We start from the raw sequence: 22890 nt of genomic DNA, 5'->3' as shown, positions 1-22890 counted from the left end.
GTCGCGGGAGGGGTCCAGAATGGCGCAGACGGTGTTCGATCGGTCCGAGCGGCGGGCGTGGGCAGGGCAGGCCGACGCCTATGCCGCGAGTTTCGCCAAGCTCTGTGCGTATGCCGTGCCCGGCCTTCTCCGAGCTGCCGGAGTTCGAGAGGGAGCCCGGGTCCTCGATGTGGGAACGGGCACCGGCACTGTCGCGGCAGCCGCGTGTGAGCGAGGAGCGAACGTCACAGCGGTGGACGCCGATCCGGGCATGGTCGCCCGAGCCGCGCAGGCGGTCCCGGATGCCCACGTGCGGCTTGCCGCGCTCCCCCGGCTTCCGTTCGCCGACGACGAGTTCGACGCCGTGATCGGCAACTTCGTCCTCAACCACGTCGGACAGCCCCGGGAAGCCCTGAAAGAGCTGCGCCGGGTGACGCGCCCCGGTGGTCTCATAGCGGTGACGATCTGGGCGGTGCCCCCGGCCGCCGGGCAGGCCCTCCTCGGCAGGGCCGTCCAGGCGGCAGGCGTCACCCGCCCCGCTCATCTGCCGGCTCTCGCTCCCGAAGACGACTTCCCACGCACCGAGCAGGGCCTTGCCGCGCTGCTGGGCGAGGCCGGACTGCGGAATGCCGCCTGCGACACCCTGGCCTGGGACCACCGGACGACGCGCGAGGAATGGTGGAGCGGACCGGCCGCCGGAGTGGCGACCATCGGGCAGATCGTGACGAGTCAGGCTTCTGCCGTCATCGCGGAAATCAAGGGACACTTCGACCTGCTGTGCGCGGAGTTCACCGGCCCCGACGGCGCGCTGGTGCTGCCTCACGCGGCTCTGATGGCGCACGGCCAGGCATGAGACGGCTCCGACCGGTGTCCCTCAGAGCCGAAAGGCGCCCCGGAGGGCGCCTTTCTGAGAGCCGTGAACTCCCGTGCCGTTACGGCAGGTTGCGGGCCATCACGATCCGCTGGACCTGGTTCGTGCCCTCGTATATCTGGGTGATCTTGGCGTCGCGCATCATCCGCTCCACCGGATAGTCCCGCGTGTACCCGTACCCGCCGAGCAGCTGGACGGCGTCCGTCGTGACCTCCATGGCCACGTCCGAGGCGAAGCACTTGGCGGCGGCGCCCAGGTAGGTGAGGTCGGCGTCGCCGCGCTCGGAGGCGGCGGCGGCCTGGTAGGTGAGGGCGCGGGCCGCCGAGATCTTCATGGACATGTCGGCGAGCATGAACTGGATGCCCTGGAAGTCGGCGATCGCCTTGCCGAACTGCTTGCGCTCCTGGACGTAGCCCTTGGCGTAGTCGAAGGCGCCCTGCGCGACACCGAGCGCCTGGGCGGCGATGGTGATGCGGGTGTGGTCCAGGGTCTTCATGGCGGTGGCGAAGCCGGTGCCCTCGGCGCCGATCATGCGGTCGGCGGGGATGCGGACGTTGTCGAAGTAGACCTCGCGGGTCGGGGAGCCCTTGATGCCGAGCTTCTTCTCCGGGGCGCCGAAGGAGACGCCCTCGTCCGACTTCTCGACGACGAACGCCGAGATGCCCTTGGTGCGCTTCTCCGGGTCCGTCACCGCCATGACCGTGTAGTACTCCGACACGCCCGCGTTGGTGATCCAGCGCTTGACGCCGTTGAGGACCCAGTGGTCGCCGTCGCGCACGGCCTTGGTCTTCATGCCGCCCGCGTCCGAGCCCGCCTCCGGCTCGGAGAGGCAGTACGAGAACATCGCGTCGCCCTTGGCGAGCGGGGTCAGGTACTTCTTCTTCAGCTCCTCGCCGCCGGAGAGGATCACCGGGAGGGAGCCGAGCTTGTTCACGGCCGGGATGAGGGAGGAGGACACGCAGGCGCGGGCCACCTCCTCGATCACGATGACCGTGGCGAGCGCGTCGGCGCCGGCGCCGCCGTACTCCTCGGGGACGTGCACGGCGTGCAGGTCGTTGGCGACGAGGGCGTCGAGGGCCTCCTGCGGGAAGCGGGCCTCCTCGTCCACCGCCGCGGCGTACGGCGCGATCTTCGCCTCGACCAGGGAGCGGACGGCGTCGCGGAGCATGTCGTGCTCCTCGGACGGGCGGTACAGGTCGAAGTCAGCCGATCCGGCCACGGTCTCTCACGCTCCAAAGACGCAGTGATACTGACGCTAATTACCGTTAAGTAACTCAAATTTTAGAGGTCCGTCCGCATGACGCCTACGTGAGCTACACGACAGCGGTGAAGCTGCCCGGCGAGGCGCCCGACTATGCTCAGGGGCCGCATCACCGACGTACCCGAGTCCGAGCTGGAGCGCATCCCATGAGCCTGAAGATCACCGTGATCGGCACCGGCTACCTCGGCGCCACGCACGCCGCGGCCATGGCCGAACTCGGCTTCGAGGTGCTCGGGCTCGACGTCGTCCCCGAGAAGATCGCCATGCTGGAGCGCGGCGAGACCCCGATGTACGAGCCGGGGCTGGAAGAGCTGCTGCGCAAGCATGTCGCGGGGTTCGAGGGGGCGACCGGGCGGCTGCGGTTCACCACGGACTGGGCCGAGATCGGGGACTTCGGTGACGTCCACTTCGTGTGCGTCAACACGCCGCAGAAGCACGGCGAGTACGCCTGCGACATGTCGTACGTCGACTCCGCCATCGCCTCTCTCGCCCCGCATCTGCACCGTCCGGCCCTGGTCGTCGGCAAGTCGACCGTGCCCGTCGGCTCGGCCGAGCGGCTGGCCGCTTACCTGGCCGAGAACGCCCCGGCGGGCGCGGAGGCGGAGCTGGCCTGGAATCCGGAGTTCCTGCGCGAGGGCTTCGCCGTCGAGGACACCCTGCACCCGGACCGGATCGTGGTGGGCGTGCGCGGCGAGCGCGCCGAGAAGCTGCTGCGCGAGGTGTACGCGACCCCGGTCGGCGAGGGCACGCCGTTCGTCGTGACCGACTTCCCGACCGCGGAGCTGGTGAAGACGGCGGCGAACTCCTTCCTCGCGACCAAGATCTCCTTCATCAACGCGATGGCCGAGGTGTGCGAGGCCGCCGGCGGTGACGTGGTGCAGCTCGCCGAGGCCATCGGGTACGACGACCGGATCGGGCGGAAGTTCCTGCGCGCCGGGATCGGCTTCGGCGGCGGGTGTCTGCCCAAGGACATCCGGGCGTTCATGGCCCGCGCCGGTGAGCTGGGCGCCGACCAGGCGCTGACCTTCCTGCGCGAGATCGACTCCATCAACATGCGCCGGCGCGGTCAGATGGTCGAGATGGCCCGGGAGGCGCTGGGCGGCGGTTCCTTCCTCGGCAAGCGGGTCGCGGTGCTCGGCGCCACCTTCAAGCCCGACTCGGACGACGTCCGTGACTCGCCCGCGCTGAACGTGGCCGGCCAGATCCACCTCCAGGGCGGCCAGGTGACCGTGTACGACCCGAAGGGCATGGACAACGCCCGCAAGGTCTTCCCGACCCTCGGCTACGCCCGCTCGGCGCTGGAGGCCGTGCGAGGCGCCGACGCCGTGCTGCATCTGACCGAGTGGCGCGAGTTCCGCGAGCTGGACCCGGTGGCGCTCGGCAAGGTCGCGTCGACCCGGCTGGTCCTGGACGGCCGCAACGCCCTCGACCCGGAGCTGTGGCGCCGCGCGGGCTGGACGTACCGCGCGATGGGCCGGCCGACCGCGTAGACCACCGGGTGACGCCGGTTCGGCCGAGGCTCAGTCGGCCGAACCGGCGTCTTTCCGCATTCTGCCCCACCGGACACATACCTGGCCGGTGAACTCCCGGTGTCGCACGCGCCCTGGGACCGGTCAGGAGTTGTCCAGCTCCGTGATCCTCGCGTGCGGCGCCTCCCTGCGGTGCTGGGCCGCGCGGGCCGTGAAGTCCGCGCTGCGCAGCACCCGTTGGACGTTGCCCCAGGTCAGCAGGGACAGCTCGGCCTCGGACCAGCCGCGGCGGAGGAGTTCGGCGATCAGGTGGGGGTAGCGGGAGGCGTCGGCGAGGTCGCGGGGGTGGACGGCGCCGGAGTCGTAGGTGCCGGACAGGCCGACGCACTCCGGGCCGGCCACCTCGCGGACGTGGTCGAGGTGGTCGGCGACGTCCCGGACCGTCGGCCCGGTCTGCTCGGCGGTCAGCGGCACCATGCACAGCCCCTTCGCCTCGCCCAGCGCCGCGAGCAGCTCGTCGGGCAGGTTGGCCGGGTGCGGGCGCAGCGCGCGGGCGGCGGAGCGGGTGCACAGCACGGGTGTCTTGGACAGGGCGAGAGCGCGTTCGGCGGTGGCGGCGGAGGCACCGGAGACGTCGGCCAGCACACCGAGCCGGTTGAGCTCGCGGACCACCTCCTCGCCGAAGCGCGACAGCCCGTCCGCGCCCGCCCACGCCGTCCCCGACAGGGTGAGGACGCGCAGGCCGAGGGCGTGCAGGATGCGCAGGATGCCGAGGGAGTCGTCGAGCGCGGCGGCGTGCGCGGGGCCCGGCACCACGGCGACCCGGCCGCAGTTGCGGGCGTCGATGATCTGCCCGGCGGTACGCACCAGACGCAGCCCCTCCGGATGCGTCTCGATCACCGCGCGGACCTGGTCCAGCTGCTCCAGGGTCGCCGCCGTCGCCCGCCGTCCGTCGGCGTCCTCGGGCAGGTGCAGCGACCAGAACAGCACCCCCACATGTCCCTCGCGCATCCGGGGCACATCGGTGTCGACGGCGGCCTCGCCCAGCTCCAGGTCGTACCAGGGCAGATGGCGCAGCGCCCAGGGCAGGCCGCTGTAGCCGTCGGCGACCGGGTGATCGGCGAGCAGGGCGTGGGCCTGGGCCAGGAGTCCGCCGTCGGAAGTGTGCGGCTCCTTGCCGAAGGGGTCGTCCGGCAGGCCGCCGTCCACGCCGACCTCGCTGGTCGTGGAGATGTCGTGCTGGAGGTCGGCCATGGCGGGCTCCGTACGTCGTCGTGAGCTACGTCGTGGTGGGGCGTAGTGGCCACGGTCGCACGGAGGGCGGGGAGGCTTCCTGGTGAGTGGGGCGTTCGGGGGTACGGCAGGTCAGGTGTCGCGGGCCGCCCGGACCACCCCGCCCGGCCCGTCAGGAATCCCGTGCCGCCCGGATCACCTCGTCGAGCGTCTCCCGGGAGCGCACCAGGTCGGCGATCATGCGGTCGATGCGGTCCCGCTCGGCGCTCAGGTCGGCGACCAGCTTCGGCGTGGCGATCGCGGAGGGCCCGCCGTCCTGGTCGCGCATGCAGGGCAGCAGCTGCCGGATCTTCTCGCTGTGCAGCCCGGCCGCGTACAGTTCCTGGATCCTGATGACCCGGTCGACGGCCGGCTCGGGGTAGTCGCGATGGCCGCCGGGGGTGCGCCCGGCGCGGAGCAGCCCCTGGGTCTCGTAGTAGCGCAGCGATCGCTCGCTCACCCCGGTGCGCCGGGCCAGTTCGCCGATCCGCATGTCCGCCTCCGCCGGAAGAGGGCTTGAATCTCACATCGGTGTCAAGTTCTACCGTGCCGGCATGACGCAGACAACGGACTCCACGGACTTCCTCGCCCCCGCCCGGCTCGGCCGGCTGGCCCTCCCCCACCACCTCGTGATGGCGCCGCTCACCCGCAACCGCGCGGCGGCCGACGGCACCCCCACCGACCTGATGGTCACGCACTACGCCCAGCGGGCCTCCGCCGGGCTGATCATCGCCGAGGGCTCGACGCCGAACCCGGTCGGGCAGACGTACCCGGACATCACCGCGATCCACACCGACCGGCATCAAGAGGGCTGGCGGCGGGTCACCGACGCGGTCCGGGCGGGCGGCGGGCGGATGTTCCTCCAGCTCCAGCACGGCGGCCGGGTGAGCCACCCGGCGACCACCGGACTGACCCCGCTCGCCCCCTCCGCCGTACCGCTGCCGGAGACGATCTTCACGCGCGGCGGCCACCGGCCGGCTGCCGTACCCCGGGAGATGACGGCGGACGACATCCGCGCCACGGTCGCCGACTTCGCCGCCGCCGCGCGCCGGGCCGTCGACGCGGGCTTCGAGGGCGTGGAGGTGCACTCGGCCAACGGGATGCTGCTGCACCAGTTCCTCGCGGACAACACCAACCTCCGCACCGACGCCTACGGCGGCTCGGTGGAGCGGCGGGTGCGGTTCGCGGCCGAGGTGACCGAGGCGGTGGCCGACGCGATCGGCGCGGACCGGGTGGGCATCCGGATCTCCCCCGCCTCCACCGTCAACGGCGTCCGCGAGGACGACACCGGCGACCTCTACGCGGCCCTCCTGGACCGGCTGAAGGGGCTGGACCTCGCCTATCTGCACCTGGTGCGCTCCGACCCGGAGGCCGGCTGGTACCGGCGGATCCGCGCCGACTGGCCCGGTGTCCTGATCGGCAACCCGGACCTGACCGACCTCACCACCGAGGCCGTCACCCGGGCCGCCCGCGCGATGCTGGCCGCCGGCGCCGACCTGGTCGCCCTCGGCCGGCCCTTCCTCGCCAACCCGGACCTGGTCGAGCGGCTGCGCACCGGCGCACCCCTCAACCCGGTCCGGGACCGGTACTTCATGTACGTGGGCGGGGCCGCCGGGTACAACGACTACCCCGCCCTGGACGGTCAGGCGTCGCCGTCGAGCGACTCGATCGTGGCGTTGGAGGGCGCGCGCGTCGCCTGAATCTGGCGGGCCACGTCCTCCGCCGCGCCCAGCACCCGCACCGCGTTCTTCCAGGTCAGCTTGGCCAGATCGGCCTTGGACCAGCCGCGCTCCAGCAGCTCGGCGAGCAGGTTCGGGTAGCCGGAGACGTCGTTCAGGCCGTCCGGGGTGAACGCGGTGCCGTCGTAGTCGCCGCCGATGCCCAGGTGGTCGATGCCGGCCACCTCGCGCATGTGGTCCAGGTGGTCCGCGACCGTGGCCACCGTGGCGATGGGGCGCGGGTGGCGCTCCTCGAAGGCGCGGTGGATCTCCATCGCCCTCGGGCTGGTGTCGAGGTGGTGCAGCCCGTGGGCGCGCATGTTCTCGTCGGCCGCCAGCGTCCAGTCCACGGCCGCCTGGAGCACGAACTTCGGCACGAACGTCACCATCGCCATGCCGCCGTTGGCGGGCAGCCGCTCCAGGACGTCGTCGGGGATGTTGCGCGGGTGGTCGCACACGGCCCGCGCGGAGGAGTGCGAGAAGATCACCGGCGCGGACGAGGTGTCCAGCGCGGCCCGCATCGTCGTGGTCGCCACATGGGACAGGTCGACGAGCATGCCGAGGCGGTTCATCTCCCGGACGACCTCGCGGCCGAACGCCGACAGACCGCCGACCTTGGGCTCGTCGGTCGCGGAGTCCGCCCAGTCGTTGTTGTCGTTGTGGGTGAGCGTCATGTAGCGCACGCCCAGCTCGTACAGACCGCGCAGGGTGCCGAGGGAGTTCTCGATCGAGTGCCCGCCCTCCGCGCCCATGAGGGAGGCGATACGGCCGTCCGCGCGCGCCGCCTCCATGTCGGCGGCGGTCCGCGCGGCCTGCAGATCGGTGGGGTGCCGGGCGATCAACTGCCGTACGCAGTCGATCTGTTCGAGCGTCGCCACCGCCGCCCCGGGCAGGTCCGAGCGCACGTACACCGACCAGTACTGCGCACCGACACCGCCCTCGCGCAGCCGCGGGATGTCAGTGTGCAGGTGCTCGTTCTGGTGTACGGCGATGTCGCGGGCGGCGAGGTCGTAGCGGACCTGTTCGCGCAGCGCCCACGGCAGGTCGTTGTGGCCGTCGACGACCGGGAACTCGCGCAGCAGGGACCGTGCTTCGTCAGTTGAGGTCATTGCCTGTTACTTCCCGAAGCCGAACCCGCTCGACCCCTCGACCTTGGCACGCAGCCGCTTGCCCTTCTCCGTGGCCTGATCGTTGAGGTCCTGCTGGAAGTCGCGCATCTTGTGCAGCAGGTCCTCGTCGTGCGTGGCCAGGATCCGGGCCGCGAGAAGACCCGCGTTACGGGCACCGGCGACGGAGACGGTGGCGACCGGGACACCGGCCGGCATCTGCACGATGGACAGCAGCGAGTCCATGCCGTCCAGGTACTTCAGCGGCACGGGCACGCCGATGACCGGCAGGGGCGTGACCGAGGCGAGCATGCCGGGCAGGTGGGCGGCGCCGCCCGCACCGGCGATGATGACCTTCAGACCGCGGTCGGCGGCCTGCTCGCCGTACGTGATCATCTCGCGGGGCATGCGGTGCGCGGAGACGACGTCGACCTCGTAGGCGATCTCGAACTCGTCCAGCGCCTTGGCGGCGGCCTCCATGACGGGCCAGTCGGAGTCCGACCCCATGACGATGCCCACGGCGGGGCCGGCAGCGGTACTCATTCGGTGATGGTGCCTCTCAGGTATCCGGCTGCGTGACGGGCGCGCTCCAGCACGTCGTCCAGGTCATCGCCGTAGGTGTTGACGTGTCCGACCTTGCGGCCGGGCTTCACGTCCTTGCCATACATGTGGATCTTGAGCTTGGGGTCGCGGGCCATGCAGTGCAAGTACGCGGAGTACATGTCCGGGTAGTCGCCGCCCAGGACGTTGACCATGACCGTCCACTTCACGCGCGGGCGGGGGTCGCCGAGCGGGAGGTCGAGGATCGCGCGGACGTGGTTGGCGAACTGGCTGGTGATCGCGCCGTCCTGGGACCAGTGGCCGGAGTTGTGCGGGCGCATCGCGAGCTCGTTGACGAGGACACGGCCGTCGCGGGTCTGGAACAGCTCGACGGCGAGATGCCCGACGACGCCGAGTTCCTTCGCGATCCGCAGCGCCATCTCCTCCGCCTGCAGGGCGAGGGCCTCGGGCAGGTCGGGGGCGGGCGCGATCACGGTGTCGCAGACGCCGTTCACCTGCCGGGACTCGACCACCGGGTAGGCGACGGCCTGGCCGTGCGGGGACCGTACGACATTGGCGGCCAGCTCGCGGACGTAGTCGACCTTCTCCTCGGCGAGGACCGGGACGCCGGCCCGGAACGGGTCCATGGCCTCCTCCGCGGACTCCACGACCCAGACGCCCTTGCCGTCGTAGCCGCCGCGGACGGTCTTCAGGACGACCGGGAAGCCGTCGCCCTCCGCCGCGAACCGGACGACGTCCTCCGGGTCGGCGACGATGCGGTGCCGCGGGCACGGGACGCCGATCGCGTCGAGCTTCGCGCGCATCACCCCCTTGTCCTGGGCGTGCACCAGCGCGTCGGGCCCCGGGCGCACGGGGATGCCGTCCGCCTCCAGGGCCCTGAGGTGCTCGGTGGGCACGTGTTCGTGATCGAAAGTGATCACATCGCACCCGCGCGCGAAGTCACGCAGCGTGTCCAGATCGCGGTAGTCGCCGATGACGACATCGCTCACGACCTGCGCCGCGGAATCCTGAGGGGTGTCACTGAGAAGCTTGAACCTGATGCCCAACGGGATGCCCGCCTCGTGCGTCATACGCGCGAGCTGCCCCCCGCCGACCATGCCGACTACCGGGAACGTCACGCCTATAGCGTATCGGCCACGCCGAGGCAGCCGGATCGCGTCCCTCGTACGGCCTCTTACCGCCGGCTTCCCGGCCTCTTTCCGGACTGTTGCCGAGCTGTGGCCCCCTCCACAGGCATAGGGCGATTCGGGTGGTTAGCATGGGCGGGCTGACGAAACCTACCGACGGGAGCTGCCCAGTCATGGAACCTCGTTCCTCGGGGCTGCAACGACTCGTGCGCGAGGTGGCCAAGTTCGGCACCGTCGGCGTCGCGGGCATCTTTGTCAATCTCGGCGTCTTCAACCTGGTGCGCAACGCCTCCCACCTGCAAGTGGTACGCGCGAGCATCATCGCCACCGTGGTCGCCATCGCCTTCAATTACGTCGGTTTCCGGTACTGGACGTACCGGGACCGCGAGAAGAGCGGCCGCACCAAGGAACTGACCCTGTTCCTGTTCTTCAGCGCCATCGGCCTCGTGATCGAGAACGGCGTGCTCTACCTGGCGACCTACGGCTTCGGCTGGGACAGTCCGCTGCAGAGCAACGTCTCCAAGTTCGTGGGTATCGGTGTCGCGACCCTGTTCCGGTTCTGGTCGTACCGCACCTGGGTGTTCCGTGTGCAGCCGGCGCAGGAGGCGGAGTCGATCCTGGTGGCCGAGTCCAGCAGGCCTCGCACGACCGAGCCCGAGCCCAAGACGCAGCGCGTTCCGTAGTCGCACCACCGGCAGGACCGGCCGCACGGATCTCAACGGACCGTCGGCCGGTCCTCCGCCGTTTTCCGGGCCGGTGGGGTGCGGGACAGGAACAGTCCGAAGACCGGGGGCTGGGCCTGGAGGAGCTCCAGGCGGCCGCCGTCGGCCTCCGCGAGGTCGCGGGCGACGGCCAGGCCGATGCCCGTGGAGTTGCGGCCGCTGATCGTGCGCTCGAAGATGCGCGCGCCGAGGTCGGCCGGGACGCCGGGACCCTCGTCGGTGACCTCGACCACGGCCTGGTTGCCGGTGACCCGGGTACGCAGCGCGACCGTGCCGCCACCGTGCATGAGCGAGTTCTCGATCAGCGCGGCCAGCACCTGCGCGACCGCGCCCGGCGTACCGACGGCCTGCAGATGCCGCTTGCCCGAGCTGACGATGGCCCGGCCGGCGCTGCGGTAGGCGGGCCGCCACTCGGCGAGCTGCTGCTGGATGACCTCGTCCAGGTCGAAGGTGACGGCGGAGCCGGTGCGCGGGTCGCGGGAGTTCGTCAGCAGCCGCTCGACCACGTCCGTGAGCCGCTCGACCTGGGTCAGCGCGACGTTCGCCTCTTCCTTCACGATGTCCGGGTCATCCGTGAGGGTGATTTCCTCAAGGCGCATCGACAGGGCCGTGAGGGGGGTGCGCAGCTGGTGGGAGGCGTCGGCGGCCAGGCGCCGCTCGGCCGTCAGCATCCGCCCGATCCGCTCGGCGGAGGCGTCCAGCACATCGGCGACCCGGTCCAGCTCGGGGACGCCGTACCGCTTGTGCCGCGGGCGCGGGTCGCCGGAGCCGAGGCGCTCGGCGGTCTCGGCGAGGTCGGTCAGCGGGCTGGAGAGCTTGTTGGCCTGCCGGATGGCGAGCAGGACGGCGGCGACCACCGCGAGCAGCGCCACCAGCCCGATGATCAGCAGGGTCCGGCCGACCTCCCGGGTGACCGCGGAGCGCGGCTCCTGCACGGTGACCGTCTCGCCCTCCTCGCCCTGCTGGGTGGCGTGGATCACATCACCCTGCGGCTTGGTGCCGATCTCGATCGGCGCCTGTCCGGGCAGGCGGATGACCGCGTACTGGTCCTTGCTGACCGGGTTGCGCAACGCGCTCGCGTTGACGTTCTCCGCGGCCAGGATCCGGCTGTCCACGATGCTGGCGAGCCGGAGCGCCTCGGAGTCCACCCGCTCCTGCGCGCTGTTGCTGATCGTCCGGGTCTCGACGATCACCAGGGAGACCCCGAAGACGGCGATCACCACGAGGACGACGGCGAGGGTGGACTGGATGAGACGTCGGCGCATGTTCTGTTACCTGCGGTGATCGCTGGCCCCCGGGAGGGGCTCAGCTCTTTTCGAAGCGGAAGCCCACGCCTCGTACGGTGGCGATGTAGCGGGGGTTCGCCGCGTCGTCGCCGAGCTTCTTGCGCAGCCAGGAGATGTGCATGTCGAGGGTCTTGGTGGACGACCACCAGGTGGTGTCCCAGACCTCGCGCATCAGCTGGTCGCGCGTCACGACCCGGCCGGCGTCCCGCACCAGGACCCGCAGCAGGTCGAACTCCTTGGCGGTGAGCTGGAGTTCCTCGTCACCCATCCACGCGCGGTGCGACTCGACGTCGATCCGCACGCCGTGGGTGGCCGGCGGCTGCTGGGGCTCGGCGGCACCGCGACGCAGCAGGGCCCGCACCCGGGCGAGCAGTTCGGCGAGCCGGAAGGGCTTGGTGACGTAGTCGTCGGCGCCCGCGTCCAGACCGACGACGGTGTCCACCTCGTCGGCCCGCGCGGTCAGGATGAGGATCGGCACGGTGTGGCCGTCGGCCCGCAGCCGGCGGGCGACCTCCAGGCCGTCCATGCCGGGCAGTCCCAGGTCCAGTACGACCAGATCGACGCCGCCCTGCATACCGGCGTCGAGCGCGGTGGGTCCGTCCTCGCGCACCTCGACCTCGTAACCTTCGCGGCGCAGGGCGCGGGCCAGTGGCTCCGAGATGGACGCATCGTCCTCGGCGAGCAGTACACGGGTCATGGAGTGATGGTAGACCGCCCGCACACACTGCTGGGGTGTGATCGCCTCCAGGAACTCTTACCTTGCTGTACTGCTGGTATGAACCATCGGTCTGGAGATGCGATCGTAGGGGAGACCTTCGAAACCGGTCCTGCGGTTCCCCCGACACCTGTGATCCGCGTCTCAAGTCCTTCCATATCCGGCAGTGTCCTGCCGTACAGTGACGTGAACGCCTGTAGTACACCAGGGGACCTTTGGCGGGCATCTGACGCTGAAGGTCTCTTTTGTGTGCGGGCTGATCAAGATCAGCCTTGAAAGGAATGACCTCTGGCCGGGCTCCGGACGCATCGTCGCGTCGGGGCGTGGATCCCGGTGGTCGCCGTCCCCCGCTCCGTGATCCGGATGCGGACTCCCCTCGGGCGTGGGGGTGGACGGCCGACCCCGCCGGTGCCGGCCGCACCCCACCGGGCGCGCAGCGCTCTACGCGCGTCCCGACCAGCAAGGAACGACCATGGCGTCCAGCCTGACGAAGGACTCGGTCCGTCCGGGCACCCCCGGCTCCGAGAAGACCTTCTTCGGCCACCCCCGCGGCCTGGCCACTCTCTTCATGACCGAGATGTGGGAGCGGTTCTCCTACTACGGCATGAGGGCCCTGCTCCCGCTGTACCTGGTGGCCCCGGGCGGCCTGCACCTGAGCGCGGGCACGGCGACCGCGATCTACTCGGTGTACGTGTCGCTCGTGTACCTGCTCGCCCTGCCGGGCGGCTGGGTCGCGGACCGATTCCTCGGCCCCCGCAAGACGGTCGCCGTCGCGGGCATCATCATCATGCTCGGCCACCTGTGCCTGGCCCTGCCCGTCGCCGCGAGCTTCTTCGTCGGCCTGGGTCTCGTCGCCATCGGCTCGGGTCTGCTGAAGGCCAACATCTCCACGATGGTCGGCCACCTCTACAAGGGCCCGGACGACCCGCGCCGGGACGGTGGCTTCACCCTCTTCTACATCGGCATCAACCTCGGCGCCTTCGCCGCGCCGCTGGTCATCGGTACCGTCGGTGAGAACGTCAACTGGCACCTGGGCTTCGCGCTGGCCGCGCTCGGCATGGCGCTGGGTCTGGCCCAGTACCTGCTCGGCGGCCGCCACCTGAGCGCGAAGAGCAGCGAGGTCCCGACCCCGCTGACCCCCGCGGAGAAGTCCGCCACCCTGCGCAAGGGCCTGATCTGGCTCGCCATCGCCGCCGTGTTCTACGGCGTCGTCGGCGGCACCGGCCACTTCACCCTGAACTGGGCGCTGATCCCGCTCACCCTCATCGGCCTGATCGTGCCGATCCTGGTCATCGCCCGCATCCGCCGGGACAAGGACCTGGCCGCGGACGAGAAGTCGAAGGTGTCGGCGTACATCTGGTTCTTCGTCGCCGCCGCCGTCTTCTGGATGATCTACGACCAGGGCGGTTCGACCCTGTCGCTGTTCGCCGACAGCAGCGCCAAGAACTCGATCCTCGGCTGGAACTTCCCGGTCTCCTGGTACCAGTCGGTCAACCCGGTCATGATCATGGCGCTGGCGCCCGTCTTCGCCTGGCTGTGGCTGTGGCTGAACCGGCGCGGCAAGGAGCCGAGCACGATCGTGAAGTTCGCCTCCGGCCTGGTGCTGATCGGCGCGTCCTTCTTCCTCTTCCTCGCCCCGCTCTCGATCGCCGACGGCGGTCACAAGGCAGCGGCGATGTGGCTGGTCGCGATCTACTTCGTCCAGACCGTCGGTGAGCTGACGCTGTCTCCGGTGGGTCTGTCCGTGACGACGAAGATGGCGCCGAAGAAGTACGCCTCCCAGATGATGGGCGTCTGGTTCCTCGCGGTCACCGCGGGCGACTCGATCACCGCGCTGGTGTCGAACCCGGCCATCGGCGGCGTCAACCTCGACAAGCAGGGCTTCGTCGCCCTGGAGGCCGTCCTCGCCGTGGTCGCCGGTGTCGCGGTGTGGATGTACCGCAAGAAGGTCAACAAGCTGATGGGCGACGTTCACTAGTCGTTCGGACTTGGCCGACAGAGGGCCGCTGCATCCCTGGGGTGCGGCGGCCCTCTTCGCGTCACGGGCGCGTCAGCGTGTCTTGCGGCCTGGCATGAACGTGAACACCGCGCCGCCCAGCAGGATCGCCGTGCCGGCCACCAGGCCCAGGGCCTTCAGGGCGCCGTGGTCGCTCGCGCCGGTGTCGGCGAGGCCGCCGGAGCCGCTGGTGCCGCTGGTGCCGGTCGAGCCGCCGGAGGTGGACGTGCCGCCCGAGGCACCGCCCGGCTGCCCGCTGGTGTCCAGGGTGAGGGAGACCTCCGTCTTCGTCGGTGTGCACGTCGTGGTCGTACCGAGCGCCTTGACCGTCAGCACGCCGGGAGACAGCGTCGAGGAGCCGCTCGCGCCGGGCTTGTAGGTGCCGGTGAGGTCCGGGATGGTGATCGGGTCGCCGGACTTGATGGGCTGGGCGTTGGTGGGCCCCTCCACATGCACCGTGCCCTTGTCGGCGCCGCCCAGCACCACCTCCATGGACGGCTTCACGGAGTTCGCCGGGATGTCGGCGGGGCTGTTCATCACGGACTTCTTGAACTGCACGGTGAGGCCGAAGTCCCCGCCGCTCTTCTTCGCGTTGATCTGCACCGGCGAGGTCGCGTTCTTGTCGCCGATCGGGGTCTTGCAGGCGTACGGGATCTGCACCTCCTTGCCCGTGAAGTCGCTCTGACCGCCGCTGCCGCCGGTGGCCGTGGCCGAGGCGGTGGGGGTGGCCGACCGGGTCGGGGTCGCCGACGGGGTGGGGGTCGGTGTCGTACCGGACGTTCCGCCGCCGCCCGTCACCTGGATCGTCGCCGCCTTCTGGACGGTCTCCTTGGGTGTGCACTTGGTGTCGGTGGACATCGCGTTGACCGTGTACGCGTCCGGCGTCAGCGTCACCTCGCCGGCCGTCGTCAGCTTCAGGTTGCCCTTCATGTCGGACAGCACCATGTCGCCGCCCTTGGGGATCGCGGGGTTCGTGCGTGTCCCCTGCATCGCGATGTCGGCGATCTGCGCGCCGGCCGCCTTCAGCACCCCGGACGGCTGGACCGAGTTCGCGGGCAGGTCGATGATGTCCGGATTCTTGGACGCGGCCTGCACGAACTTCCAGACGACGTCGACCGTGTCGCCGACCTTCGCGGTGGCGGGCGCGTCGATCTCGACCTTCGTGGTGCCGTCGACGGGACTGATCCCCGCGGGCGGCACACAGTGGGTGGCGTACGCCACCTCGGCCGCCTGAGCCGGGGTCGCGCCGAGGCCCAGCAGGACGCCCGCACCGCTCAGCGCCAGCGCGGCGCCCGCGGCCGTACCTCTCCTTCGGATGCTCACGTCGGTCCTTTCGTGGTGGGAGTCGTGGGACTCGTCGGGCTGTCGGTGTGCGGTGCGGAGAGCCGGCCGGCCGGGCCGCCCGGGACGGAGTCCGGGGTGAACCACGGCAGGGTCGGGGTCGAGGGGGGCGGTTCGGGGGTACGGCCGCGGGGGCGGGGCAGCCGGGGCAGGCGCAGGGGGCCGGTGAGGCGGGCGGCACCCGGACGGCGCGGCCGGACCCGGTCCACGACGGCCATGCCGATACGGAACAGCGCGGCCGGCACGACCAGGCAGAGCAGGATCCAGAAGAGGGTCACGCCCCAGGGCCGGGCCACGCCCCACGGCTGCTCGGCGAGCACCTTGCCGTCGTACTTCAGGGACACGGTGTAGTCCCCGTGGGCCCCGGCCGACAGCTCGACCGGCAGGTCGACCTGCGCCTTCCTGCCGGGCGCCAGGGTGCCGTGCCACTGCCGGTCGTCCCACTGCGGGGCGAACACGCCGTGCGCGGAGCCGACCTGGAACACCGGGTCCTTGATCGTGCTCGTGCCGGTGTTGCCGATGGTGAGGACCAGGCTGCGGCTCGGCGGCGCCCCGAACCAGGTCAGCAGCCCGCTCGAACCGGTCAGCCGGGTGTCGGACAGGATCGCGAGGCGCCCGCCGGACTGTTCGGCGGGCAGCGGGGCGACCGGATGCCCGGCGACCTCCAGCACGGCGTCCGCCTCCGCCTGCGCCCCGGTGACGGTGGCCACGTGGACCACGCAGGGGCAGGGCACGGGCGGTTCGGCGACCGGGACCTTCTTGCTGAAGGCACCCTGGGCGTCGGTGGTCACGGCCCTGCCGTCGCCGTTGGCACAGGAGTTGGTGCCGCCGATCACACCCCGGGCGGGTGTGGCCCGGCCGCACACCAGCAGCATCAGCAGCGTGCGCGGCCGCCAGCCGGTCCCGCTGACGGTGACCGAGCCACCGGTGCCGGCCTGGGTCGCGGACAGGTTCACCGCGGGGCCGTCCGCCGCGTTCGCCGGGGCGGCCAGGGGGAGGGCGAGGGGAAGCAGGAGCAGCGCGAGCACGGTCGCGCACACGGACAGCCGCGGAAGCCTCACCTCGACACGCCCCCCGTCAATTCCGCGCCGGAACACGGGGTTTCGGCCGGCCCCGGCGAGACGTCGTGCGGTGTACGACCCCGCCGCCGGCGTAGGGCGAGCACCGCGCCCGCCGCCGCCAGCGCCGCGCCGCCCGCCTCCGCCGCCGACGCCCACGGCACGAACCGGGCCGACGCGGTCGCCGTGTCGTGCGCTCCGCCCGGTGCGGTGACCGTCAGCGTCACGTCGACGGCGTCCAGCGCGGGCCGGTCCGGCCAGGGCTCGCTGAGCCGCACGCGCGCACCGGGGCGCAGCCGGACCGGGAGGGTGCGCGGGGCGCGGTCCAGCACCCGGCCGAGCACGCCGTCCGCGCGCACCGCGAGCCTCGGTACGAGGACGGTCGTACCCCGGTTGACCAGGTCGTACGTGATGCTGTCGGCGTGTACGGCGAGGTGCTCGACGGTCAGCGCGGCGAGCGCCGGGCCGCCGACGCGGAGCCGGACCGGCACGGTCGCCGTACGCCCGTGCGCGTCCCGTACGACGACGGCGCCGGAGCGGACGCCGGGTGCGGCCCCGACGGGCACGGTGAGCGTGAAGGGCACCTCGGCGCGGGTGCGGGCGGGGATGCTCAGCGACTGCCGGGCGAACACGGTGCGCAGGCTGGTGCCGGAGAGCCGTACGACGAGCGGTGCGCGCCCGGAGTTGGTGACGGACACCGCGTCCTGGAGGACCGTGCCGGGCGGGCCCTCGGCGTAGAACGACGGCCGGCCACCGCCCACGGGCGCGACAGACCAGCCGGTGTCCGCCGCGGCAGCGGCATGGGGTGCCGTACCCAGCACGACGGACAGCAGGCACAGGGCGACGGGCAGGACGCGGGCGGCGGACGGCATGGGCGGCTCCAGCGGTGGCCAGGGGTTCGGCGGCGTACGGCGTGACCGCACGTCGTGGGCCGGGGTCAGCGGCGTACGGACTGCCCGCGCCGGGTCAGCCACAGCGTGCCGGCCGCGCCGGCGAGGAACACCGTGGCGCCGAGCGTGCCGAGGGCGACCGCCGAGTCCTCGGGGCCGGTCTGCGGGAGCTGTCCGGCGGCGGAGGACGACGAGGAGTTGCTGGACGAGGAGCCGCCGGAGGACGAGGCCGAGCCGCCGGCCGCTGTCACGTCGAGCGTCAGGCCGGGCCCGGGGTTGTTGGTCGGCGTGCACGTCGTCGTCGTATCGAGCGCCTTGATGATGAGCGTGCCCGGCGTGAAGGTGACCTTGCCGGTGTGCTTCGGCGTGTAGGTGCCGGTCAAGTCACTGATCTTGATGGGAGTGTTGGCGGGGATCGCGGCCGCGTTGGGGGGACCGCTGACCGGAAGCGCGCCGCTGTCCGCGCCGCCCAGCTTGACGGTGGCGCTCGGGCTCATCGCCCCCTTGCCCAGTTCGACCGGGCTGGAGGAGACACCCTTCTGCCAGGACAGGGTGATCGTGTAGCCGCTGCCGCTCTTGACGCCCGTCACGTTGATGGGCGAGACGGCGCTCTTGATCCCGATCGGTGTCTTGCATTGGTAGTTGACGTCGACGACATCGGCGTGGGCCACCGGCGCCGCCAGCAGCACCACCGAGCCGGCCAGGGCCGCGGCGGACGCGAGCGCGGCGGTTCGTTTCGGGTACGACACGGTCGGTCCACCCCATTCCTGACGGTTCATCAGATGAGCCGTCAAGGTACGCCGGGGCGCGTGAGGAAGGAAGAGACGGTGCGGGGGAGGATTGGTGACGATGCAAACGCCCCGAAGGGGGCGCGGGGCTGTATCGATATGCGGCTCCGCCGCGACGGGGTCCCCCCTGTTCGAGCGAAGCCGAGAACTTGGGGGAGCGAGCAACCGCAACGCGCCCGCGGCCAAGGACCTACAGGACCCCGACCGCGCCAACCGGCCTCACAGCGGAGTGCCGAGTTCGGCCCACACCGTCTTCCCCGGCCGCCCCGCCACCCGGACGACACCCCAGTCCAGGCACAGCCGCTGCACGATGAACATGCCGTGACCGCCGGGGCGGCCGGCGCGGTGCGGGGTGCGCGGGGCCGGCTGGCCGGTGCCGCGGTCGGAGACCTCCAGCCGGATCACCTTGTCGTCGCAGGCGAGGACGAGTTCGTCGGGGCCCTCGGCGTGCAGGCAGGCGTTGGTGACCAGTTCGGACACGACGAGCAGCACGTCCTCGGCGGCAGCCCGCTGGTCGGCGGTGGCGGCGGGCATCCAGCCCCACGCGTACAGCGCCTGGCGCGTGAAGTCACGGGCGAGCGGAACGACCCCGCTCTCGCCCTCCAGCCGGATCCTGCGGATCCGCCGCCCGCCGGCGGTGTCCTGCACACCGTCCGCTCCGCCGGCAGTGTCCTGCACACCGTCCGCTCCGCCGGCAGTGTCCTGCACACCGTCCGCTCCGCCGGCAGACCCGGACGGCGCGACGCCCTCCGCCGGCGCGCGCCGGGAGGCTCCCCCCGCAGCCGCAGACGTCGCTGCTGCCTCCGTGGACTCGGCGGGCGCGGTCGTCCCCGCGGACTTGGCCGGCGCGGTCGCCCCCTTCGACCCGCTCGGCGCGGTCGTCCCCGCGGACTCAGCGGGCGCGGTCGCTCCCTCTGACCCGGCCGGCATGGCCGCCTCCGTGGACTCGGCCGGCGTGGCCGCCTCCGTGGACTCGGCCGGCGTGGCCGCCTCCGTGGGCGCGCCCTCTGGCGCGCCCTCCGGCGTACCCTCCTCGGACGCCCCGGAAGCGCCGCTGGACTCCGGGCCGCGGTCGCCCGGCGAGCAAGGCCGGGTGGTGCTCATCAGCGCTTCACCTCACCGATCCGCCAGTTCACGTCTCAAGGGCCGGCTCCGGTCGGCATCGACCGGTCTCCACCTGCCCGCTTCTGCTTGTTTCTGCCCGTTCTCGCCTCCCGCCGCCTCCCCTGCCCTCTCCTGCCCGGCCGATTCGGCGGGACACCCCCGATTTCGGCCCCGGGCCGGGCCCGGCGCACCGGAAGCGGTTGCCGCGCCAGGACGGCATGCGAGGAGGCCGAGGGACCAGGGGAAACCGGGAGGAACAGGAAGGACGAGGTCGGCGGGCTCAGCCGGCGCCGGGCGCCAGGGCGGCCGCCACGGAGTCGTGCACGGTGAAGACCGCCTCGGCCCCCGTGATCTCGAACACGCGGGCCACCACCGGCTGCATCCCCGCCAGATGGACCCCGCCACCGGCGGCCTCGGCCTTCAACCGGGCGCCGAGCAGGACGTTCAGACCCGTGGAGTCGCAGAACTCCAGGCGTGTGCAGTCCACGACAAGACGCGAGAAGCCCTTGGCCAGAAGGTCGTCGAGGGGCTCGCGCAGCAGATCGGCGGTGTGGTGATCGAGCTCACCCGCCGGTTGCACGACGGCGCTGGAGCCCTCTTCCCGGACCTCCACCAGAAGCCGGCCCGACTGTGCGCTGCCGACCATCCCGTGGTCCATGCCGTTCTCTCTCCCGAGGTCGTGGCCGCTGATGCCCTCGAACATTACGCCTTCCTCACGCACTCCGACACCCGAACAACCTCACATAATCGGACATACCTGAACAGAACGCACTTGCGATCGATCGAGGGAAGCCGGTAGGGCTAGTAGGACACACATGACCCCACCGGGCCGGGACAGGCCCACGTCGGCTTTGGAGGCGCCGCACACCGCAGTGCACGCACGGCTTCGGCAGCCATATGCCGAGAACGATGGAGGACACCATGTCACCCCGGCTCGACGCATCGCCTACCCCGAACGCGACGTCGACACCCCCACCGGACCAGCTGGATCATCCCATCGAACCCCTCGACGCCTTCGAGGGACTCCCGGAGATCCCCCCGTACGACGAGATCGGCCCGGTCGACGCGCGGGCCCTGTCCAAGACCCTCTTCGAGCGCCTCACGACGCTGGAGGAAGGGACGCACGAGTACGCGTACGTCCGCAACACCCTCGTCGAGCTGAACCTCGCGCTCGTCAAGTTCTCCGCCGCACGCTTCCGCTCCCGCAGCGAGCCGATGGAGGACATCATCCAGGTCGGCACGATCGGCCTGATCAAGGCGATCGACCGCTTCGAGCTCTCGCGCGGGGTGGAGTTCCCCACCTTCGCGATGCCGACGATCATCGGCGAGATCAAGCGTTTCTTCCGCGACACGTCCTGGTCCGTGCGCGTCCCGCGCAGGCTTCAGGAACTGCGCCTGGACCTGGCCAAGGCCGGGGACGAACTGGCCCAGAAGCTGGACCGCTCCCCCACGGTCGCGGAACTGGCCGAGCGGCTCGGCCTGAGCGAGGACGAGGTCGTCGAGGGCATGGCCGCCTCGAACGCCTACACCGCCTCCTCGCTGGACGCCCAGCCCGAGGAGGACGAGACCGAGGGCGCGCTGGCGGACCGCATCGGGTACGAGGACCACGGCCTGGAGGGCATCGAGTACGTCGAGTCCCTCAAGCCGCTGATCGCCGAACTCCCGCCCCGGGACCGGAAGATCCTCTCCCTGCGGTTCGTGGCGAACATGACCCAGTCCGAGATCGGCGAGGAACTCGGCATCTCCCAGATGCACGTGTCCCGGCTGCTGTCCCGGACCCTGGTGCGCCTGCGCAGGGGGCTGACACTGGAGGAGTGACCTCGGGTTCCAACCGTTATGCAGTTACCCGCGGAAACCTCTTTTCGCACTCGTCCCCCTCCACCACCATGAGCCCACCAAACTGGCCGGTATGTCAGAGGAGGGCGGGCGATGGCTCAGGGGGACGGGGCAGACGGGGCAGACGGGGCGGACGGGGCCGGAGCGGATGGTGCCGGGACCCGCGGTGCCGGGATGGACGGAGCGGATGCAGCGGACGGGGTGCACGAGAGCACCCCGGACACCCGCCTCACCGAACTCCTCCGCGCCCCCGCCCCCACGGCGTACCCGGCCCTCCAGGAGCTGCGCCGGCGCCACCATCCGGCGGTCCTGGCCTATGCCCGGCTGTGTGCCGCGGGCGAGTCCGCCGCCCGCCGGCTGGCCGCCGAGACCTTCACCACGGTGGCCCGTGAGACGACCCGCGGTGTCGACCCCGCGGTCCCGCTGCGCCACCGCCTCCTCCTGCTGACTGCCGCCCTGGCCACGTCCTGGGCCCACGACGAGCGCTCCGCGGGCGTCGACCCCGGCCTGTTGCTCGTCCTGAACGCGTCGGGCCGGCCCGAGGGTCCCACCCCGCCCCTCCTCCCGGCGTTCCGCTCGCTGCCCTCCCGTACTCAGGGCCTGATCTGGTACGGCGTACTGGAGCAGGAACCGCAGGAACGCACCGCCGCCTTCCTCGGTCTGAGCCGCACCGACGTGGCGTACGGCACCCCGCAGGCGCTCACGGCCCTGTCCCAGGCGTGCCTGCGCCATCGCCTCGCCGCCTCCGACGACCCGCGCTGCGCCGACTTCCGCCGGCTGATCGAGGAGGCGGTACGACCGGACAGCCCGCGCCGCAGCACCGACCTCGACACCCATATGGCGCACTGCCCGCACTGCACGACCGCGTTCGAGGACCTGCGGGCCCTGTGGGACTCGCCCCGGCAGACCCTGGCGGAGGGCCTGCTGCCGTGGAACGGCCCGGCGTACCTGCGTACGGCTGAGCCCACTCCCAACCCGCCTGCCGCACAAGCGGCGTGGCGACCGACCCGCCGCGTCCTGCTGACCTCGGCCGCTCTGGCCGTGTTCCTGAGCCCGCTGCTGGTCCTGCTCCTCGTACCGGGCAGCCGTAAGAGGGGCGAAGAACCAGTGGCGGCGGCCCCGACGCCACCCCCGGTGACGGTGACGGCAACGATCTCGGTGACCCCGCCCCCGTCCCCTTCCCCGTCGCCCTCCCCCGACTCCCCATCCCCCACCCGGACTTCACCGCACCCGCACACACCGCACCCCGTGACGCCCACCCCCACGCCCACTCCCACCCCCTCGCCCTCGCCCTCGCCCTCGCCCCCGGGACCCTCCTTCGCCCAGGTGGTGAACCTCGCCACGGGCCGCTGCCTGGACATCCGCGACGGCAATCTGGAGCAGGGCAACGACGTCATCACGGCCCCCTGCTCCGACTCCCCGACCCAGCGCTGGCGCCTGGACACCTACCTCGGCGTCCTCCGCTCGGCAGCCGACGACTCGTTCTGCCTGGACAGCCGGGGTGCGACCGACCGGGGCGTGGGCATCTGGGGCTGCGACTCGGTCTACGGCAGCAACGGCGAGAACCTCCGCTTCACGGTCGCCCCCGACGGCACGATCCGCCCGGACATCGCCGTCGACACGGCGGTGACCCCGGACGGGCGGTACGGGGTGTCCCTGGAACCGCTGGACGGGGGGCGGGAGCAGCGGTGGCGGGCGGGGGCAAGCTGACGGCCGCGGCGCGCATGCCGCCGAAAAAAATGACCAATTGCGGGGCAACGGCGCTCCCGCCTTCCCCTTCTGACAGGTTG

General features: G+C 71.5%; 21 protein-coding genes. 7 read left to right on the top strand and 14 right to left on the bottom strand.

Translation table 11 applies throughout. The features are described from left to right. Window positions 1-19 precede the first annotated feature (19 nt). On the top strand, window positions 20-832 hold the full coding sequence (locus O1G22_RS25250; RefSeq protein WP_270083402.1) for a class I SAM-dependent methyltransferase: 813 nt from the start codon (window positions 20-22) through the stop codon (window positions 830-832). 79 nt (window positions 833-911) lie between these two features. On the opposite strand, the gene O1G22_RS25245 is transcribed toward O1G22_RS25250, so the two are convergent. Next, window positions 912-2069: an acyl-CoA dehydrogenase family protein gene (locus O1G22_RS25245; protein ID WP_270083401.1), complete on the bottom strand. Its 1158-nt coding sequence runs from the start codon at window positions 2067-2069 to the stop codon at window positions 912-914. A 188-nt stretch (window positions 2070-2257) separates the two neighbouring features. Between O1G22_RS25245 and O1G22_RS25240 the strand changes: the two genes are divergently transcribed. After that, entirely contained in the window at window positions 2258-3601 is a 1344-nt protein-coding gene (locus tag O1G22_RS25240; protein ID WP_270083400.1) for a UDP-glucose dehydrogenase family protein, read from the top strand. Window positions 3602-3724: 123 nt separating this feature from the next. Here the strand turns inward: O1G22_RS25240 and O1G22_RS25235 are convergent, their stop codons facing one another. Further along, window positions 3725-4834 (bottom strand): dipeptidase, encoded by a 1110-nt coding sequence (locus O1G22_RS25235; RefSeq protein ID WP_270083399.1) that lies wholly within the window; start codon window positions 4832-4834, stop codon window positions 3725-3727. A gap of 151 nt (window positions 4835-4985) precedes the next feature. Then, complete coding sequence (locus O1G22_RS25230) at window positions 4986-5345, bottom strand: MerR family transcriptional regulator (RefSeq protein WP_270083398.1); 360 nt, start codon at window positions 5343-5345, stop codon at window positions 4986-4988. Between the two features lie 61 nt (window positions 5346-5406). On the opposite strand from O1G22_RS25230, the gene O1G22_RS25225 reads away from it, so the two are divergent. Next, window positions 5407-6552 (top strand): alkene reductase, encoded by a 1146-nt coding sequence (locus O1G22_RS25225; RefSeq protein WP_270083397.1) that lies wholly within the window; start codon window positions 5407-5409, stop codon window positions 6550-6552. On the opposite strand, the gene O1G22_RS25220 is transcribed toward O1G22_RS25225, so the two are convergent. Genes O1G22_RS25220 through O1G22_RS25210 form a run of 3 tightly spaced genes read right to left on the bottom strand, consistent with a single transcriptional unit; the run spans window position 6495 to window position 9355 of the window. Further along, window positions 6495-7679, bottom strand: coding sequence for a dipeptidase (locus O1G22_RS25220; protein WP_270083396.1), 1185 nt, complete (start codon window positions 7677-7679; stop codon window positions 6495-6497). The genes O1G22_RS25225 and O1G22_RS25220 overlap by 58 nt on opposite strands. Window positions 7680-7685: 6 nt before the next feature. After that, window positions 7686-8219 carry a 5-(carboxyamino)imidazole ribonucleotide mutase gene (gene purE / locus O1G22_RS25215; RefSeq protein ID WP_270083395.1) on the bottom strand — a complete coding sequence of 178 codons (534 nt, stop codon included), beginning with the start codon at window positions 8217-8219 and terminating at the stop codon, window positions 7686-7688. Next, window positions 8216-9355: a 5-(carboxyamino)imidazole ribonucleotide synthase gene (locus tag O1G22_RS25210; protein ID WP_270083394.1), complete on the bottom strand. Its 1140-nt coding sequence runs from the start codon at window positions 9353-9355 to the stop codon at window positions 8216-8218. The genes purE and O1G22_RS25210 overlap by 4 nt, the downstream gene beginning before the upstream one ends. Before the next feature lie 182 nt (window positions 9356-9537). Between O1G22_RS25210 and O1G22_RS25205 the strand changes: the two genes are divergently transcribed. Further along, the gene (locus tag O1G22_RS25205; RefSeq protein WP_270083393.1) at window positions 9538-10047 is read left to right on the top strand and encodes a GtrA family protein; all 510 of its coding nucleotides are present in this window, start codon (window positions 9538-9540) and stop codon (window positions 10045-10047) included. Between the two features lie 32 nt (window positions 10048-10079). Here the strand turns inward: O1G22_RS25205 and O1G22_RS25200 are convergent, their stop codons facing one another. Further along, window positions 10080-11351, bottom strand: a complete 1272-nt coding sequence (locus O1G22_RS25200; protein ID WP_270083392.1) for an ATP-binding protein — start codon at window positions 11349-11351, stop codon at window positions 10080-10082. Window positions 11352-11391: 40 nt separating this feature from the next. After that, on the bottom strand, window positions 11392-12069 hold the full coding sequence (locus O1G22_RS25195; RefSeq protein WP_020940464.1) for a response regulator transcription factor: 678 nt from the start codon (window positions 12067-12069) through the stop codon (window positions 11392-11394). Between the two features lie 490 nt (window positions 12070-12559). Here O1G22_RS25195 and O1G22_RS25190 point away from each other — a divergent pair, with 490 nt between their 5' ends. Continuing rightward, complete coding sequence (locus tag O1G22_RS25190) at window positions 12560-14065, top strand: oligopeptide:H+ symporter (RefSeq protein ID WP_270083391.1); 1506 nt, start codon at window positions 12560-12562, stop codon at window positions 14063-14065. Window positions 14066-14137: 72 nt separating this feature from the next. On the opposite strand, the gene O1G22_RS25185 is transcribed toward O1G22_RS25190, so the two are convergent. The 6 genes from O1G22_RS25185 to O1G22_RS25160 all read right to left on the bottom strand — a co-directional run bounded on the left by O1G22_RS25185 (window position 14138) and on the right by O1G22_RS25160 (window position 19922). Next, window positions 14138-15406: a hypothetical protein gene (locus tag O1G22_RS25185; protein ID WP_270083390.1), complete on the bottom strand. Its 1269-nt coding sequence runs from the start codon at window positions 15404-15406 to the stop codon at window positions 14138-14140. Next, complete coding sequence (locus O1G22_RS25180) at window positions 15403-16485, bottom strand: hypothetical protein (protein WP_270083389.1); 1083 nt, start codon at window positions 16483-16485, stop codon at window positions 15403-15405. Before O1G22_RS25180 ends, O1G22_RS25185 begins: the two co-directional genes overlap by 4 nt. Next, a complete protein-coding gene (locus tag O1G22_RS25175; protein WP_270083388.1) occupies window positions 16482-17354 on the bottom strand; it encodes a hypothetical protein in 873 nt (290 codons plus the stop codon). Before O1G22_RS25175 ends, O1G22_RS25180 begins: the two co-directional genes overlap by 4 nt. Window positions 17355-17419: 65 nt before the next feature. Then, window positions 17420-18121, bottom strand: coding sequence for an LPXTG cell wall anchor domain-containing protein (locus O1G22_RS25170; RefSeq protein WP_270086534.1), 702 nt, complete (start codon window positions 18119-18121; stop codon window positions 17420-17422). A gap of 258 nt (window positions 18122-18379) precedes the next feature. After that, window positions 18380-18838 carry an ATP-binding protein gene (locus tag O1G22_RS25165; protein ID WP_270083387.1) on the bottom strand — a complete coding sequence of 153 codons (459 nt, stop codon included), beginning with the start codon at window positions 18836-18838 and terminating at the stop codon, window positions 18380-18382. 706 nt (window positions 18839-19544) lie between these two features. Beyond that, complete coding sequence (locus tag O1G22_RS25160; RefSeq protein ID WP_225099234.1) at window positions 19545-19922, bottom strand: STAS domain-containing protein; 378 nt, start codon at window positions 19920-19922, stop codon at window positions 19545-19547. 263 nt (window positions 19923-20185) lie between these two features. On the opposite strand from O1G22_RS25160, the gene O1G22_RS25155 reads away from it, so the two are divergent. Beyond that, complete coding sequence (locus O1G22_RS25155) at window positions 20186-21082, top strand: RNA polymerase sigma factor SigF (RefSeq protein ID WP_428986503.1); 897 nt, start codon at window positions 20186-20188, stop codon at window positions 21080-21082. Window positions 21083-21274: 192 nt separating this feature from the next. Further along, entirely contained in the window at window positions 21275-22810 is a 1536-nt protein-coding gene (locus O1G22_RS25150) for an RICIN domain-containing protein (protein ID WP_270083385.1), read from the top strand. Window positions 22811-22890: the final 80 nt, after the last annotated feature.

This window comes from Streptomyces camelliae (assembly GCF_027625935.1).
GTDB lineage: Bacteria > Actinomycetota > Actinomycetes > Streptomycetales > Streptomycetaceae > Streptomyces > Streptomyces camelliae.
Note: the sequence above shows the minus strand (reverse complement) of the source record. Positions and strands in the feature narration are given on the sequence as shown.

What these genes read in the sequence shown, in the direction of transcription:
- O1G22_RS25200 (WP_270083392.1), bottom strand. Translation starts at nt 11,351, where the DNA reads ATGCGCCGACGTCTCATCCAGTCCACCCTCGCCGTCGTCCTCGTGGTG.
- O1G22_RS25150 (WP_270083385.1), top strand. Translation starts at nt 21,275, where the DNA reads ATGGACGGAGCGGATGCAGCGGACGGGGTGCACGAGAGCACCCCGGAC.
- O1G22_RS25235 (WP_270083399.1), bottom strand. Translation starts at nt 4,834, where the DNA reads ATGGCCGACCTCCAGCACGACATCTCCACGACCAGCGAGGTCGGCGTG.
- O1G22_RS25230 (WP_270083398.1), bottom strand. Translation starts at nt 5,345, where the DNA reads ATGCGGATCGGCGAACTGGCCCGGCGCACCGGGGTGAGCGAGCGATCG.
- O1G22_RS25160 (WP_225099234.1), bottom strand. Translation starts at nt 19,922, where the DNA reads ATGGACCACGGGATGGTCGGCAGCGCACAGTCGGGCCGGCTTCTGGTG.
- purE (WP_270083395.1), bottom strand. Translation starts at nt 8,219, where the DNA reads ATGAGTACCGCTGCCGGCCCCGCCGTGGGCATCGTCATGGGGTCGGAC.
- O1G22_RS25155 (WP_428986503.1), top strand. Translation starts at nt 20,186, where the DNA reads ATGTCACCCCGGCTCGACGCATCGCCTACCCCGAACGCGACGTCGACA.
- O1G22_RS25250 (WP_270083402.1), top strand. Translation starts at nt 20, where the DNA reads ATGGCGCAGACGGTGTTCGATCGGTCCGAGCGGCGGGCGTGGGCAGGG.
- O1G22_RS25175 (WP_270083388.1), bottom strand. Translation starts at nt 17,354, where the DNA reads ATGCCGTCCGCCGCCCGCGTCCTGCCCGTCGCCCTGTGCCTGCTGTCC.
- O1G22_RS25190 (WP_270083391.1), top strand. Translation starts at nt 12,560, where the DNA reads ATGGCGTCCAGCCTGACGAAGGACTCGGTCCGTCCGGGCACCCCCGGC.
- O1G22_RS25225 (WP_270083397.1), top strand. Translation starts at nt 5,407, where the DNA reads ATGACGCAGACAACGGACTCCACGGACTTCCTCGCCCCCGCCCGGCTC.
- O1G22_RS25240 (WP_270083400.1), top strand. Translation starts at nt 2,258, where the DNA reads ATGAGCCTGAAGATCACCGTGATCGGCACCGGCTACCTCGGCGCCACG.
- O1G22_RS25220 (WP_270083396.1), bottom strand. Translation starts at nt 7,679, where the DNA reads ATGACCTCAACTGACGAAGCACGGTCCCTGCTGCGCGAGTTCCCGGTC.
- O1G22_RS25205 (WP_270083393.1), top strand. Translation starts at nt 9,538, where the DNA reads ATGGAACCTCGTTCCTCGGGGCTGCAACGACTCGTGCGCGAGGTGGCC.
- O1G22_RS25195 (WP_020940464.1), bottom strand. Translation starts at nt 12,069, where the DNA reads ATGACCCGTGTACTGCTCGCCGAGGACGATGCGTCCATCTCGGAGCCA.